Annotated in this window: 14 protein-coding genes and 1 tRNA gene; 12 read left to right on the forward strand and 3 right to left on the reverse strand. The window is 71.7% G+C overall.

The genetic code is table 11. The features are described from left to right. Nucleotides 1-25: 25 nt before the first annotated feature. Complete coding sequence (locus tag OHT74_RS17925) at nt 26-487, reverse strand: GatB/YqeY domain-containing protein (RefSeq protein ID WP_266627006.1); 462 nt, start codon at nt 485-487, stop codon at nt 26-28. Nucleotides 488-554: 67 nt separating this feature from the next. On the opposite strand from OHT74_RS17925, the gene OHT74_RS17930 reads away from it, so the two are divergent. The 12 genes from OHT74_RS17930 to OHT74_RS17985 all read left to right on the forward strand — a co-directional run bounded on the left by OHT74_RS17930 (nt 555) and on the right by OHT74_RS17985 (nt 13,189). Continuing rightward, complete coding sequence (locus OHT74_RS17930; RefSeq protein WP_266665324.1) at nt 555-1,493, forward strand: metallophosphoesterase; 939 nt, start codon at nt 555-557, stop codon at nt 1,491-1,493. Nucleotides 1,494-1,657: 164 nt separating this feature from the next. Beyond that, nucleotides 1,658-1,731 (forward strand) — tRNA-Pro (locus OHT74_RS17935). Between the two features lie 233 nt (nt 1,732-1,964). Then, a complete protein-coding gene (locus tag OHT74_RS17940) occupies nt 1,965-2,561 on the forward strand; it encodes a DUF4352 domain-containing protein (protein ID WP_328620747.1) in 597 nt (198 codons plus the stop codon). A 350-nt stretch (nt 2,562-2,911) separates the two neighbouring features. After that, nucleotides 2,912-5,095: an asparagine synthase (glutamine-hydrolyzing) gene (asnB, locus tag OHT74_RS17945; protein WP_328620748.1), complete on the forward strand. Its 2,184-nt coding sequence runs from the start codon at nt 2,912-2,914 to the stop codon at nt 5,093-5,095. Between the two features lie 95 nt (nt 5,096-5,190). Continuing rightward, a complete protein-coding gene (locus OHT74_RS17950) occupies nt 5,191-5,892 on the forward strand; it encodes a class I SAM-dependent methyltransferase (protein WP_266665378.1) in 702 nt (233 codons plus the stop codon). Nucleotides 5,893-5,918: 26 nt separating this feature from the next. Next, on the forward strand, nt 5,919-6,746 hold the full coding sequence (locus tag OHT74_RS17955; RefSeq protein WP_266665380.1) for an isocitrate lyase/phosphoenolpyruvate mutase family protein: 828 nt from the start codon (nt 5,919-5,921) through the stop codon (nt 6,744-6,746). Next, a complete protein-coding gene (gene aepY, locus OHT74_RS17960) occupies nt 6,743-7,855 on the forward strand; it encodes a phosphonopyruvate decarboxylase (protein ID WP_328620749.1) in 1,113 nt (370 codons plus the stop codon). Before OHT74_RS17955 ends, aepY begins: the two co-directional genes overlap by 4 nt. After that, the gene (locus OHT74_RS17965; protein WP_266665384.1) at nt 7,852-8,613 is read left to right on the forward strand and encodes a metallophosphoesterase; all 762 of its coding nucleotides are present in this window, start codon (nt 7,852-7,854) and stop codon (nt 8,611-8,613) included. Before aepY ends, OHT74_RS17965 begins: the two co-directional genes overlap by 4 nt. A 19-nt stretch (nt 8,614-8,632) precedes the next feature. Further along, nucleotides 8,633-9,976: a biotin carboxylase N-terminal domain-containing protein gene (locus OHT74_RS17970; protein ID WP_328620750.1), complete on the forward strand. Its 1,344-nt coding sequence runs from the start codon at nt 8,633-8,635 to the stop codon at nt 9,974-9,976. Continuing rightward, a complete protein-coding gene (locus OHT74_RS17975) occupies nt 9,977-10,882 on the forward strand; it encodes a TauD/TfdA family dioxygenase (RefSeq protein ID WP_328620751.1) in 906 nt (301 codons plus the stop codon). Further along, the gene (locus tag OHT74_RS17980; protein WP_266665390.1) at nt 10,879-11,928 is read left to right on the forward strand and encodes a methyltransferase; all 1,050 of its coding nucleotides are present in this window, start codon (nt 10,879-10,881) and stop codon (nt 11,926-11,928) included. Before OHT74_RS17975 ends, OHT74_RS17980 begins: the two co-directional genes overlap by 4 nt. Before the next feature lie 82 nt (nt 11,929-12,010). Further along, complete coding sequence (locus OHT74_RS17985) at nt 12,011-13,189, forward strand: GNAT family N-acetyltransferase (protein ID WP_328620752.1); 1,179 nt, start codon at nt 12,011-12,013, stop codon at nt 13,187-13,189. Between the two features lie 203 nt (nt 13,190-13,392). Here OHT74_RS17985 and OHT74_RS17990 read toward each other — a convergent pair whose 3' ends face one another. Both OHT74_RS17990 and OHT74_RS17995 read right to left on the reverse strand, forming a co-directional pair. Further along, a complete protein-coding gene (locus OHT74_RS17990) occupies nt 13,393-14,616 on the reverse strand; it encodes an MFS transporter (RefSeq protein WP_266996145.1) in 1,224 nt (407 codons plus the stop codon). Then, nucleotides 14,616-15,290: a thymidylate kinase gene (locus tag OHT74_RS17995; protein ID WP_266665396.1), complete on the reverse strand. Its 675-nt coding sequence runs from the start codon at nt 15,288-15,290 to the stop codon at nt 14,616-14,618. Before OHT74_RS17995 ends, OHT74_RS17990 begins: the two co-directional genes overlap by 1 nt. Nucleotides 15,291-15,309: the final 19 nt, after the last annotated feature.

Raw genomic sequence — 15,309 nt, forward strand, 5'->3', positions numbered from 1 at the left:
TCCCTCTATTTATCCATCCATCTGTCTACGCGAGGTGCTTCTTGACGGCGGCGGCGACGCGGCCGCCCTCCGCCAGCCCGGCCACCTTCGGGTTCACGATCTTCATGACGGCACCCATGGCCCGCGGTCCCTCGGCGCCCGCGGCCTTGGCCTCCTCGACGGCCTGCGCAACGATCGCGCCGAGCTCCTCGTCGCTGAGCTGCTTGGGCAGGTAGGTGTCGAGGAACTCGCCCTCCGCCGTCTCGCGCGCGGCCTGCTCGGGACGACCGCCCTGCGCGAAGGCGTCCGCGGCCTCGCGACGCTTCTTCGCCTCCTTGGCGATCACCTTGAGGACCTCGTCGTCGGAGAGCACGCGCGCCTCCTTGCCCGCGACCTCCTCCTTGGTGATGGCGGAGAGGGTCAGGCGCAGCGTGGACGAGTGCAGCTCGTCGCGCGCCCTGATGGCGGTGGTGAGGTCTTCCTGGAGCTTGGCCTTGAGCGTGGTCATGACCTGAGTCTGCCAGGTGGAGGGGCAGTGGCGCCCGCCGGTTTTCCGGGTCTGCGACCATGGGGCCATGCGTGCGCGTTACGGAGTACCCCTGAAGGTCACGGCTTCGATCGCGGCGGTCGGGGCCGCCGGTGTGGCCTATGCCGCCGGTTTCGAGGCGCGGTCGTTCCGGCTGCGCCGGATCACCGTGCCGGTCCTCCCCGCCGGGATGCGCCCGCTGCGCGTACTCCAGGTCTCCGACGTCCACATGGTCGGCGGGCAGCACAAGAAGCGCGCCTGGCTCCAGTCGCTGGCCGGCCTGCGCCCGGACTTCGTCGTGAATACGGGCGACAACCTCTCCGACACCGAGGGCGTCCCGGAGGTACTGGACGCCCTGGGCCCGCTGATGTCCTTCCCCGGCGTGTACGTCTTCGGGTCGAACGACTACTACGGGCCGCGGCTGCGCAACCCCGGGCGCTACCTGATCGAGAAGGTCCAGGGGCGGCACGGGCTGAACGGCAACAAGCCGGTCGTCGGCGCCGTGCACAACCCGTGGGAGGAGATGCGGGACGCCTTCGACGCGGCGGGCTGGGTGAACCTCACCAACACGCGCGGGCGCCTGAAACTGCCCGACCTGGAACTGGCCTTCACCGGGCTGGACGACCCGCACATCAAGCGCGACCGCTACGAGCGGGTGGCGGGCGGTCCGGAGGCGGACGCCGACTTCTCGATGGCCGTCGTGCACGCCCCCTACCTGCGCGTCCTCGAGTCCTTCACCGCGGACCGGTACCCGCTGATCCTGGCGGGGCACACGCACGGCGGTCAGCTGTGCATCCCCTTCTACGGGGCGCTCGTCACCAACTGCGACCTGGACACGAAGCGGGTGAAGGGGCTCTCCACGTACGAGACGGACGGCAAGCGCGCCTACCTCCACGTCTCGGCGGGCTGCGGCACGAACCGCTACACGCCGGTCCGCTTCGCCTGCCCCCCGGAAGCCACCCTCCTGACCCTGACCCCGAAGGCGTAGCCACCGCCGTCCGCCGTGACCTGGGCCTTCCCCGCGCCGGGCCCGGCCCGGGTCACGGCGGACGGCCCCCGCCGCGCCCCTCGCGAAAACCGGATTTCGTCTCCGGCCAAGGGTCCGCTAAAGTAATCGATGTCGCCAGGACAGCAACACCGCCAGGCGGCGATCGGGGTGTAGCGCAGCTTGGCAGCGCGCTTCGTTCGGGACGAAGAGGTCGTGGGTTCAAATCCCGCCACCCCGACGCTGTAGTACCAGGTCAGGCCACCTACTAATTCAGTAGGTGGCCTGACCTACTTTCTGCGTGACCGGCCGGGTGACCACACCCTTGGGTCGATCTTGAAGGTGCCACCCATGGCGGTCGCGTCGGCGGCCGGTGGTTGAACGTTCGATTGTCACGGTTCGGACATTTCCGCACCCGCGCGCACACGTCCCCATACGGTGACCGGATTCGCACCCGTCCCTGTAGGGGTTTCCATGTCTCAGCAGTTCCCGCCGCCCGGCCAGCCGCAGCCCGGGTACGGCTACCCGCCCCCGCCGCCGAAGAAGTCCGGCGCGGGGAAGATCGTCGGCTTCTCGTGTCTGGGCATCGTGGGATTAGTCGTGCTCCTCGGCGTCATCGGGGCGGTCCTCGACGGTGGGAGCAGTGACAAGACGGCGAAGGACGCCGCACCGCCGGCCGCTGCAACGTCCACGCCGTCGAAGGCCCCCGAGTCCAAGCCGTCCTCCGCCGCACCTGAGAAGAAGGCTGCGGTCGATGTCGTGGCGAAGAAGGCGGAGTTCAAGAAGAGCATCATCGCGCAGGGCGACGCCTACACCAGCGTGTCCGTCACGATCACGAACAACAGCAGCAAGCCGATCGACGTGAACCCGCTCTACTTCGCGATCACCGACACGAACGGCACCAAGCACATGGCCGAACTCGCCGCCGACGAGGACCAGATCGCCACGGTACAGCTGGCCCCCGGTGAGAACGTGACCGGTGCGATCACCGGCAAGGGCGCGTTCACAGCGAAGACGGTGACGTACACGGACGGTCTGATCGGCAAGGCGATCCGCGCCGACGTGTCCTGACGCCCCCCTTTGGCGCCCCATCCCCACGCCCGGGGGTGGGGCGCTCTGCTGCCCGGGCCTCGGTGATCCGGCGCCCCGCACACGCCGGCGCGGGCCGGGACGCCTGGGCGCCACCCTCGCGCCACCGGGGCAACACCGGGGCGGTGGATGCTCTTCAACAGCAAATGACCACTGACGCCGAGCGGAGGTGAAAGAAATGAAGGTTTACATCAAGCCGGAGGCCAAGAAGGTCGACCAGGGCACCATCGTCGCCGCTGTCCGCTAGTAGCGACCCACATGCCACGCCTCCCGGACCGGGGGGCGTGGCATGTCCGCTCCAGTCACCACGTCACAGGGGAATCGGAAGCCATATGTGCGGAATTGCAGGATTCGCCCACACCGACGGAAGCGCCCTCGCGGGGTCGGCCGACGCGATTCTCCGCGACATGGCCCATGCGCTGCGGCCGCGCGGGCCGGACGACATGCAGTTCCACCACACCGGGCAGGCGTGTATGTCCTTCACGCGGCTCGCGCTGATCGACCCCGAGGGCGGGCGGCAGCCGTTCATCAGCGAGGACGGGAACGTCATCCTCGCGGCGAACGGCGAGATCTACAACTACCGGGAGTTGCGGAAGGGGTTCGAGGGGCGGGTTCGCTTTCGGAGTGAGTCCGACTGTGAGGTGCTGCTTCATCTCTATCTCGAGAAGGGGCTCGCCTTTCTCGATGACGTGCGGGGGATGTTCGGGATCGCCGTCATCGACCTGCGTGAGCAGCGGCTGCTGCTCGCCCGCGACCGGCTCGGCATCAAGCCGCTGTTCGTCCACCGCAACCGCGACACCGTGCTCTTCGGGTCCGAGGTCAAGGCGCTCTTCGCGCACCCCGACTGCCCGCGCGAGCTCGACTGGGCGCGCGCCCTCGCCGACCAGGGGCTCAGCGCCGCGCCCGTGATGAGCGACGACGAGCCCGTGACCTGGTTCAAGGACGTGGACCATGTCCCCTCAGGGGCGATCGTCAACATCAGTCTGCGTGACGGCGCGACGCGCGTGCACCGGTACTGGGAGCTGCCCACGCCGGCCGAGGCCGACGCGCTCCCCGAGAGCTTCTTCGTGCAGAGCATGGGCGACCTGCTCGCCTCCTCCGTACGGGAATGCCTGATCGCCGACGCCGAGATCGGCGTCTTCCTCAGCGGCGGCCTCGACTCCGCGGCCATCACCGCCCTGTCGGCGCACACCGGGCTGCACACCTTCTCCGCGCTGACCGGCGCCACCGTCGTCAACAAGGACGCGCAGTACGCCCGCGCCACCGCCGACCTGCTCGGACTGCCCAACCACCAGGTGGCCTTCGGGGCCGACCGGGTGCCCTCGCCCGACGAGTGGCGGCGCCTGCTGTGGCTGATGGAGACGCCGCAGTGCGGCCCCGAGCAGTTCTACAAGAGCGAGATGTATCGTTTCGCCCGCGCCGAGCGGCCCGAGCTCAAAGCGATCCTGCTCGGCTCCGGCGCCGACGAGTTCAGCGGCGGCTACAGCGTCGCCCTCTCCGGCGGCGGCGACTGGGAGGACTTCGAGGGCAACCTGCGGACGATGGCCCGCCGCAAGGCCCTCGGCTCGCAGTCCTCCCTCTCCGTCTGGTGGGAGGGCACCGACCTGCCGCTGCTCAGCGACGACGCGGTCGGCGCGTACGCCCCCGGCGCGGTGGACGACCCGTACGGCTCCTACCTGGCCTGGAAGTTCCGGGACATGCAGCAGTACAACTTCTGGGTCGAGGACCGCACCGCCTCCGGCAACGGCGTCGAGGCCCGCGTGCCCTTCCTGGACCACCGGATCATCGAGCTGCTGGCGACCGTGCCGCGCGCCTACCGCAAGCGGCTGTTCTGGGACAAGCAGGTCATCCGCGAGGCCGTACGGGACATCCTGCCCGCCGAGGTGATCAGCCGGCCCAAGCTCGCCTTCTACGAGGGCGAGGGCGTGCGCCACACGCACCGCACCTTCACCCGGATGCTCGCGCAGAACGGCGACGAGCTCGTGGAGCAGGCCCTGTCCTCGCCGCGTGCCGCCCAGTACCTCGACGGCGCGAACATCCACCGCGCCCTGCGCAGGCTGGAGCGGGACCAGAGCTCCGGGCACGTCGAACTGCTGCTGCGCGTGGTCAACCTGGGCATCCTCGACCTGATGGCCGTGGACGTCCCGGGCAGCCGGGCCCCGTCCGGGCCCGCCCCGTACGAGCTGCGCGTCACGGACTTCGAGGGCCCCGAGGTCCAGGAGCTGTTCCCGCAGGTACGGATCGAGGGCACCTCGGTGTTCCGCCTCGCCGAGGGCGTGCTCGTACTCGACGACGCGGCGGAGGCGAACACCTCGTACGTCCTGGTCGACGGCGGGATCCGGTTCGTCATCGACCACCTGACCCACGCGGACTGGCTGCGGCTGCTGCGTGGTTTCGACGGGCGCCGGCCGCTGTCGGAGGCGCTCGCCGCCGCCGGCTGCGAACTCGACACGATGCGTCCGCTGCTGGACGGATCGCTCGAGGCGGGCCTGCTGGAGACCGTCGACAGCGCCTGAAGGCGCGGTGCCGGCACCGCGCCGTTCGGTCCCCCCATTGGAAATCGGCATCCGGATGTGGATGTACGGAAGTAATCACGAGTGAGGTCACCCCGATGACAGCCCATCTCTACTGGGACGAGGTCTGGCGCACCGACAGCGGGCGCACAGGCGACTGGTCGCGGCCGCACCCGTGGGTCGTGGACGAGGCCGCCCGGCTGCAGAAGCTCGGCGCCGTGGACGTACTGGACCTCGGCTGCGGCGTCGGCCGGCACGCCCTCTGGTTCGCGGAGGCGGGGTTCACCAGTTCCGGCACCGACGCCAGCGAGGCGGCCGTCCTGGCGGCCCGGGACGAGAGCGTCAAGCGCGGGGTGCAGGTCGGCCTCGAAGTCGGCGACTTCGGCGAACTTCCTTACGCGGACGACAGTTTCGACTATGTCCTCGCCTTCAACGTGGTCTACCACAACGACGAGGCCGGCCTCGGGAAGGTGCTCGACGAGGTCCGGCGCGTGCTGCGCCCGGGCGGCGTCTACCAGTCCACGATGCTCTCCAAGCGCAACGGCGAGTTCGGGCGCGGCAACGAGGTCAGCCCCAACACCTTCCGCCAGCCCGAGGCCACCGACGACAAGGTGCACCCGCACATGTACGTGGACGCGGCCGACCTGCTGCGCCTGCACGCGGGATTCCGGCTGCTCAGTGCCACCGACGCCGAGCACGCCAAGCCCGGCTCTTTCCACTGGCACTGCGTCTTCGAGTTGCCCGGGGAGGACGTGGCCGGCACCAACCACGGCCGCTTCGCGCAGAGGGCTGGGGAATAGTGTCGAAAGCGGCGCGACTGCGCGAGTTGCTGGAGCGTAAAGAGATAGCGCGGATCGTCGGATCCAGGGACGCGCTGACGGCCCTGCTCGTCGAGGAGGCGGGCTTCGACGGCCTGTGGGCGTCGAGCTTCGAGATCTCCGCGTCCCGGGCCCTGCCCGACCTGGGCCTGCTGACCATGTCCGAGCTGCTCGAAGCCTCCTCGCACGTGAACCAGGCGACCTCGCTGCCGCTGCTGGCGGACTGCGACACCGGCTTCGGCGGCAACATCAACGTCGTCCGTACGGTCCGCCAGTTCGAGGCGGCGGACATCGGCGGCATCTGCCTCGAGGACAAGGTGTTCCCCAAGCGGAACAGCTTCCTCGGCGGCGGCCAGAACCTCGAGGACGCGGGCGAGTTCGCCGGCCGGATCCAGGCCGCCGTACGGGCCCGGACCACCGGGGACTTCACCGTCGTCGCCCGGGTCGAGGCGCTCATCGCCGGGGCCGGGCTCGAGGAGGCACTGCGCCGCGCCCACCTGTACGCGGACGCGGGAGCCGACGCCATCCTGATCCACTCCAAGGAGTCCACGCCGGCCGAGATCCTGGAGTTCCTCCGGGCCTGGCAGGCCCGCACGCCCGTGGTCGTCGTACCGACCACCTATCCGCACTGGGACCTCGCCGAGGCGCAGGCCGCGGGCGTCTCGATGGTGATCTACGCCAACCACGCGCTGCGCGCCTCGGTCTCCGCCATGCGCGACGTCCTCGGGGAGATCCGGCTGCAGGGCGGGACCGGCGGGGTCGAGGACACCATCGCCCCGATGAAGGAGCTGTTCGGTCTCACGCAGGTCAACCGGTGGGAGGAGTGGAGCGCATGATCAGCGCCGAGTTCTTCTGCGCGGAGCTGGACCGCCGCGGGTACGGGTTCTTCAGCGGGGTGCCGTGCTCCTTCCTCAAGGGCCCGTTCGCGCTGCTGGAGCAGCGCGACAGCTACGTACCGGCGCCCAACGAGGGCATCGCCCTGTCGATGGCCGCCGGCGCCGAGCTGGGCGGGACCAAGGCCGTGGTGCTGGCCCAGAACTCGGGGCTGGGCAACCTCCTCGACCCGCTCACCTCGCTCACCATGGCGTACGAGATCCCGCTGCTGCTCTTCGTCAGCCTGCGGGGCTGGCCGAACGCCGAGGACGACGAGCCGCACCACGCGGCCATGGGCGCCGGGACCATCGGCGTTCTGGAGTCCGTCGGGGTCGCCCACGGCATCCTCGACCCGGCCGAGGAGAGCCTGGGAGGGCTCCTCGACCGCGCGGAGGAGGCCCGCCGCGAGAACCGGTCGTTCGTCGTCCTCGTACCGGCGAAGACCGTCGACGCCCACCCGGTGCCGGCGGCCGCCTCGGACGCGCAGATGGACCGGCGGGAAGCGGTGTCCGCGATCGCCGGGCACCTGGGCGGCGCACTGGTCTACAGCACCACCGGCATGATCAGCCGGGAGCTGTTCGGGATCGTCGACAACCCGCGCAACTTCTACATGCAGGGCTCCATGGGGCACGCCATCGGGCTCGGCCTGGGCACGGCCCTGAACCGCCCCGACCAGCAGGTCGTGGTCATCGACGGCGACGGCGCAGCGGTGATGCACCTCGGCGGGCTCGCGCTCGTCGGCGAACGGCGCCCCGCGAACCTGACCCACTTCGTGCTCGACAACGGCGCGTACGACTCCACCGGCGGCCAGCGCACCCGCGATGTGGCCATGCGCTGGGACGAGTTGGCGCTCGCGGCCGGATACCGCACGGGACGGGTCTGCCGCACGGCCAAGGAAGTCACCGCGCATCTGGCCGAGATCGAGGGGCTGCCCGGCCCGCACCTGGTGGCCCTGCACATCGGCAGGGGTGGGGCCACCCCTCCGCGGGTAACGTCGGCGCACACCAACGCCGAGGTCAGGGCCCGCTTCCAGGCCGCGGCGACCGCATCCCGGAAGGACGACCTGCCGTGACCACCGTCATCGCCCATGTCAGCGATCTGCACCTGGACCTCTCGGAGCGCGCCACGGAGCGCGCGCTGACGGTCATGAACTACCTGCGCGACCTCCCCGGCCCCCTGGACGCCGTCCTGGTCTCCGGGGACATCGCCGACCACGGGACGGCGGACGAGTACGCGCAGGCCCGCAAGCTGTTCGACCTGCCGTACCCGGTGCTGGTGCTGCCCGGCAACCACGACAAGCGCGGTGCGTTCCGTACCGGTCTGCTCGACGGCAAGCCGGAGGACGAGGAGCTGAACCAGGTCGTCCGCACGCCCGGAGCCGTCTTCGTCCTGTGCGACTCGACGATCCCGGGCAGCGACGAGGGCCTGCTCAGCGACCTCACCCTGCGGTGGCTCGACGAGACGCTGGCCGCCGAGGGCCGCGAACTGCCCGTCCTCGTCTGCTTCCACCACCCGCCGGTCGACCTGCACACCCCGTACGTGGACCGGGTCCGGCAGTTCGGCGAGGAGCGCCTCGCGGCGGTGCTGGAACGGCACCCGCAGGTCGTGGCCCTGCTGTGCGGTCATGCGCACGTCGCCGCGGCCACGACGTTCGCGGGCCTTCCGCTGCTGGTGGCGCCCGGGGTGGCCTCGACCGTCCCGCTGCCCTTCGAGGGCCGGCCCGCCGTGGACTACGAGCTGGCCCCGGCGCTGGCGTTCCACGTACTCGACGATCAGCGGCGGCTGGTCACGCACTACCGGGCGCTCGGCCGGCCGCATCCCGACCACTGAGAGAAGGCTGAGAGAGGCCATGAAGAGAGTCCTGATCGCCAACCGTGGTGCGATCGCGGCCCGGGCCGTCGACACCTTCCGCACGCTGGGATGGTCACCGATCGCCGTCGTCGCCCTGTCGGACCCCCAGCGGCTCCACACGCTCGCCGCGGACGGGTGCGAGTACCTCGAAGGCACCGGGCTCGCGGAGACGTACGACCACGTGAGCCGGATCGTCGAGGCGGCCCGGCGCTGCGGCGCCGACGCGGTCTACCCGGGCTACGGGGCTCTTGCCGAGGATCCGGAGCTGCCCCGGCAGCTCGCTGCGGCCGGGATCGCCTTCATAGGGCCGACGGCCGAGGTGCTCGAGGCGGCCCGCGACAAGGACCACGCGGTCGCCACCGCCGACCGGCTCGGCCTGCCCGTACTGCCGCACGCGACGGGGCACCGGCAGATAGCCGGGCTGGTCAAGGAGATCGGGCTGCCCGTCATCCTCAAGCCGGTCACCGGCTGCGGCGGCCTCGGCGTGCGCATCGTGCAGACGGAGGCCGAGGCGGAGCAGGCACTCGCCCTGATCGCCGAGGACGCTGACGCAGACGAGGCCGAAGACGAGGCCTCGGGCGGGCACGCGGGCCCGGCCGGCGCCGAGGGCACCGGCTGGTACGCCGAGCGGTACGTGGAGCAGGGGCGGGTGGTCGGGGTCACCGTCGCCGTCGACGACGCCGCCGCCGTGCACCCGCTCGGCGAGCGGGAGAGCCTGCTGGTCGACGGCAGCATGAAGCTGCTGGAGGCCTCCCCGGTCCAGGGCGTGGCGCCGGAGCTGCTGGAGCGGATGCGCAGGGACACGGCCCGGCTCGTCACCGGGATGGGGCTGCGGGGCGTGGCGACGGTCGAGTTCATCGTCGGCGCCCGGGGCCACTACTTCCTGGAGGTCAACGGCCGGCTGCCGCTGGCCTACCGGATGTGCGAGGCGCAGACCGGCCTGGACGTGGTGGCCCTCCAGATGGAGCTGGCGCAGGGCGCGGTGCCCGCCCCCGGCCGCATCCGCGTCGACCGGGACACGCACTGTCTGGAGGCCCGCCTGTTCATCGAGCCGGCGGCGGGCGGGGCGCCCGGCCTGATCACCGCCCTGGAGCTGGCCCCGGAGCCGGGGGTGACGTACAACTGCGCCCTCGACGTGCGCAGGCCGGTCGTGCTCGACAACATCGTCACCCAGGTCCTGGCCTGCGGTGACAGCCGCGGCGCGGCCGCCGGGGCGGTGCTCCGGGCCGTCGGGGGCAGCGGGGTTTCGGGGGTCGCGCACTGCGCGGAAGAGATAGCCGTGTGGCTGCGCGGTTCGGGACTGGTCCCGGAACGTCTCGGCAGCCAGGCCTTGGGAGTCTGAATGAACAGCAACGATCCGTTCTCGACCGTCCGCCACCCCGTCGACCGCGCGCTGGCGACGGCCGTCGCCGAGAGCGGGGAGGACGACGTACGCACGGACTGGTACCGGGAGTTCGGGCAGAGCGTCCGGCAGTACGTACGGCGCCACCTCGACGCCCGGCCGGGGTACTTCGTGCTCGGCGGCCTGGACCACCTCACCGAGGAGCAGGCGCGCCGGTTCACGGTGGCGGTCTCCCGGCTGGCCGGGGACCTGCTGCCGCAGGACGGTGCGGGAGCCCTGCTGCGGGACGTACGGGACCGGGGGGTGCGGCTCGGCGAGGGTGCGACGGGCCGCTACTCGGACAGCCGGCAGGGCGGCAGTCTGCACACGGACGCGGCGCACCGGCCGGGGCGGCTTCCGGACATTTTCACGCTGTTCTGCTTCCGGCAGGCCTCCAGCGGCGGAGCGCTGGTCACGGTGCACGTGAGCGATCTGCTGGAGATCCTGCGGGCCCACCCCGAGGAGCTCGCGGCGCTGCGGCTGCCCGTCCACTTCGACACCCGGGACGACACCCCGGGGGTGCCGCTGACGACCGAGCGTCCCGTCCTGGAGTTCAGGGGCGGCCGGGAGCGCATGTACTACCTGCGGGACTACATCGAGATCGGGCACCGGCACCCGCACGTACGGCCGTTGACGCCCGAGCAGGTCAAGGCGCTGGACCTGCTGGACTCGCTGCTGGACCGGCGGGATCTGCAGACGCACGGGCGGCTGGCGCCCGGCGAGATGATCTTCATCGACAACCGGTCGATCGTGCACGGCCGGACCGCGTTCGACGACGAGCAGCCGGTCGACGGCGGCCGGCTGATGCTCCGCACCTGGATCGGGCTCCCGGAACACGCCGAGGGCACGGCCGGGGCCGTCCTGTGACGCGGTTCGTCACCGCGCTCGAACGGTCCGGACTCGCCGAGTTCCTGGCCGATTTCCCCGGCGACTCGGTGGACCGCCTCCAGTGGGCCGCCGCCACCCGCGGCCTCGACGGGGAGCTGCGCGCCCTCGCCGGATTCCTGCTGCTCGGGGAGCCCATGGCGGCCGACCGGCTGCCGACCGCCCTCGCCGAGGCGCTGCCCGCCCTGGTCGAGAGCGGTGTCGCCGTCCGGCGCGGAGACGGGGTCCGGCTCGTCGACGTCAGCCTGTTCCGCTCCGCCGGGGTGTGGCTCTTCGCGGAGCCGCCGAGCCCGTTCCCCGTACGCCACTACTTCGGCCGGGACTCCGTCGCCCTGGCCCGGCGAACGGGCTGCCGGGCGGGGGACCGCGTCCTCGACCTGTGCTCCGGGCCGGGCTTCCAGGGGCTGGTGGCCGCGCAGCGGGGGGCCGGGGCCACGCTGGTGGAGCTGCTGCCCGAGACGGCCGGAGTGGCCCGGCTCAACGCGGAGATCAACGGGATGGGCGACCGGATCGAGGTCCTCGTCGGCGACCTGTACGACCCGCTCCCGGCCGGGGTGGAGCCGTACGACCACGTCATCGCCAACATCCCCTTCCTGCCGACCCTCTCCGCCCCGGGCGAGGAGGCCGCCCACGAAGGCGGCGAGGACGGGTTCAGCATCGGCCGCCGGGTCCTCGCCGGACTGCCCCGGCACCTGGGCGCGGGCGGAACGGCCCATCTGACCGGGCTCCTCCTCCAGGCCGGCCAGGAGCTCGTCATCGACGGCGAACTGCGCGCCTGGGCCGCGGAGAACGGCTACGGCCTCACGGTCACGCTGACCGAGCGCATGGCCGTGGACGCCGACTCCGACCTCGTCCAGACGACCGTGTCGGACCACCTGGAGACCGACCCGCAGGCCGACCCCGGGGAACTCACCGCCGCCGTCGTCGGCATGTACGCCTGCCGCGGCGCGAGCGCCGCCCGGCTCGCCTATCTGCGCATCGACGAAGGAATGGCCGACTTTCGCATCCTCGACCGGGCGCCCGGGTGAAGCTGGCCTGCACGACCAGCGCATTCGATGCATTCGATCACGATCGGGAAGGACGCACAGCGTGACGGCAGGGACGGACGGCGTGGCAGACGGTACGCAGGACCCGCGGGACCCGGAGCTCGTCGAGCTCGCCTCGATACGCGACGCGGACGTCGACGAGTGGAACGCACTCGCCGGTGACGCCGCCCTCTACTCGAGCCACCGCTGGCTGCTCTACGGCGAGGAGCTGCACGACTCCGGCTCCCGTCATCTGGTCGCCTCCTCCGGCGGCTCGTACGTCGCCGGCCTGCCCACCCACCGCTTCACCGGGAAGGTCCCGCACTTCTACGATCCCGCCGTCCTGTTCCCCGGCGCCGCCGAGCCGGCCACGCCCGAGCGCCCGCTGCTCCTCGGCGGCACCCGCCTCGGCTACACCAGCGAGGTGATCGTCGCCCCGGGCACCGCCGAGCCGCTGGCCACGGCGGGCGTGCGCACCGTACTGGACCGCTTCCGCGCCCTGGGCGCCGCCGACGGCGGGCAGGCCGCCCTGCTCTACCTCACCGACGAGTCGGTGGAGCGGCTGCTGCCGCTGCTCGGCCCCCGGGACCAGGTGGTGATGATGGACGCGACCGCGGTCCTGCCCGTCGACCCCGACGGTCTGGAGGGGTACCGCAGGCGGTTCACCTCGCACCAGTTCACCTCCATCCGCCGGGAGATGCGCCGCTACACGGACGCCGGCTGCCGTACCGAGGTGAAGCGCCTCTCCGAGTGCCACCAGCTGCTCGGCCCGCTCTCCGCGCAGGTCCTGATCCGCTACGGGCATCCCGTCACCGACGCGAGCGAGTCGGAGCGGTTCGCCCAGCAGGCCACGCTGTTCGACGACAACTGCCGGATCCTGGCGGCCTACCAGGGCGACCGGATGGTGGGCTTCACCCAGTACTTCTTCTGGGGCGACACCATGTACGCCCGCTCGCACGGGCTGGACGACTCCGTCGCCCGCGAGGCCAAGCTCTACTTCAACCTCACCTACTACGAAGCCGTGCAGTACGCGGCGGCCCACGGCTACCGCTCCGTGGACCTGAGCTGCGACGCCTTCCAGGCCAAGGTGTCCCGGGCCGCACGCCTGCGGCCCCTGTGGGGCGTCGTCCTCGACGCCCCGTGGACCGGGCCGGTCCTGGACCGCGTACGCGCCGAGGAGAAGGCCCGGCGCACGGAGTTCGCCTCCCACGACCCGGGGATCGAGTCGCGGGTGGCACAGCTGGTGGACGCGCGCGGCCGGTAGGGGGTGTCTTGTCGATCGGGCCGGATCAGGGAGCGGCGTCCGGTGCGTGCGATCGCAAGGCCGAGGAGGGAGTCGACGCGGAGTGTCGGCGAGCGACGAGAACGCGGCGAGCGTGCGTGCCGGACGCCGCGAGCCCGGCCTGATCGGCAAGCCCCCCCCAAGGCCGCACCCACCCGAAGACGGGCCCAGGCCGGCCGCGACGCTCACCCGGCCGGTCTGGGCTCCCGGTCCTTCTCCTGCAGGGCCCGGCCGCGTTCGGCGATCGCCGCCACCGGCGGCACCGCCGCCCCGGCCGTGACCATGATGGCGACGAGCGCGACCCACCCCAGCGGGCCCGCGCTCAGGCACAGCGCGTTCAGCACGGCCGGCGCCACGGCCCCGCCGATGCCGACGCCGACGGAGAACACGCCCTGGTACTCGCCCTGGGCGTGCTCGGGAGCCAGCCCGAACGACAGCGCGTACTCCCCCGCCGTGAACAGCATCTCCCCGAAGGTCAGCGCCGCCGTGCCGATCAGGATCAGCCCCATCGCCGCGTACATCGGGACGTGCGCGGCGGCGAAGACCAGCCCCATGGCCAGCGCGATGACCGGACCGCTGCGCCGCATGGCCAGCGCCCCGTCGCGCGGGGTCTCGACCCCCTTGGCGACCTTGGTCTGGAGCAGGACCACGAGCGCGCAGCTGAGTGCGAAGACCAGCGACACCGTCCAGCGCGGCGCGTCCGTGTACTCGGCGATCCACACCGGCATCAGCACGGTCATGAAGACGTCGAACATGACGAGGGTCCCCGCGAGCACGCTGACGGCGAGGAACGGGCGGTCGGCCAGGGCGTAGCGCCGGCCGCCCCCCGGCTCCTTGGGCACCGGCGGCAGGTGCGGCAGCCGGGCCACCAGCAGCGCGGCGACGAGGTACGAGACGACGTCGGCGCAGATCGCGATCACATACGCGGTCCGGGTGTCGGCCTGCAGCGCCAGCCCGCCGAGCAGCGAGCCGGAGACCATGGCGAGGTTCTGCAGGGAGTAGATCCGGGCCCGGTACGCAACGCGGTCCTCGCCGCCGACGTACGCGATCAGCGCCCCGCTGATCGCGGGGAAGGCGCCGCGCCCCAGGGCGATCAGGGTGATCACCACGAGGAACCCCGGCATGCCCTCCACCAGCAGCAGCGCGCCGGCGGCGCCCGCCTGGGCGACCAGTCCGGCGATGCCCACCTCGCGCGGCCCGAACCGGTCGGCGAGCCGGCCGACGACGGGCCCGGCGACCAGGCCCGCCAGTCCGGCCGCCGTCAGCCCCATGACGACGTTGCCGGTGGACAGGCCCACGGACCGGACGAAGAACAGGACTTGGAGGGGTGCCCAGCTGCCCGCCCCGAGGTAGCGGACGAACAGCGCGGCCGCCAGGCCGCGCCGCAGTCCCTGCCCGTCGCGGAGCATCAGTGTCCGGCCGGGGCGTCGGCGGCCGCGGGACGGGGGTTGACCTCGACTCCCAGCTTGGGCGCGAGCAGCTTGCGCAGCTGCTGCGCCGCCGCCTCGGCGGTGTTCGCCCGTACGACGTCCCAGCCGCGCCGGTCCGCCCAGTCGAGCATGACCTCCCGGGTGGCCGTCTGGTGCGACAGGAAGCTCTCCGGACGGCACTGCGGGTCCCGGCCGCACTCGTACGGGGTGATGTCGCCCTTCTTGCGGCGCAGCGCCTCCTCGGGCGTGACGTCGAAGAAGACGACGGTGTCCACCGGGGCCATGGCGTCGACGATCGCGTCCACGAGCGCCTGGGGGCAGCCCGCCAGCAGTTCGGTGGCGGCGTGCTTGACCCAGTAGCCGTCGAGGACGACGAGGTCCGCCTCGGCCTGGCGGGCGCGTTCCGCGGCCAGGGTGTTGAGCCAGCCGAGGAAGAGCATCCGGGCCGGGTTCGGCATCTCGGCGATGCAGACCCGCAGTTCGTCGAGGGTGGTGCCGCGCAGGAAGCGGGCCTGCGGTACCTGCGCCTCCTCGAAGACCTGCCACTTGCCCACGACACGGAACGACAGGCCCTGGCTCTCGGCCCAGCTCTGCAGCCGCTTGACCTGTGTGCTCTTGCCCGCGCCGTCGGGTCCGTCCATCGCAACGATCACTGTTCAAATCCCTTCGGAA

Origin of the sequence: Streptomyces sp. NBC_00354 (genome assembly GCF_036106915.1) — a bacterium.
Classification (GTDB): domain Bacteria; phylum Actinomycetota; class Actinomycetes; order Streptomycetales; family Streptomycetaceae; genus Streptomyces.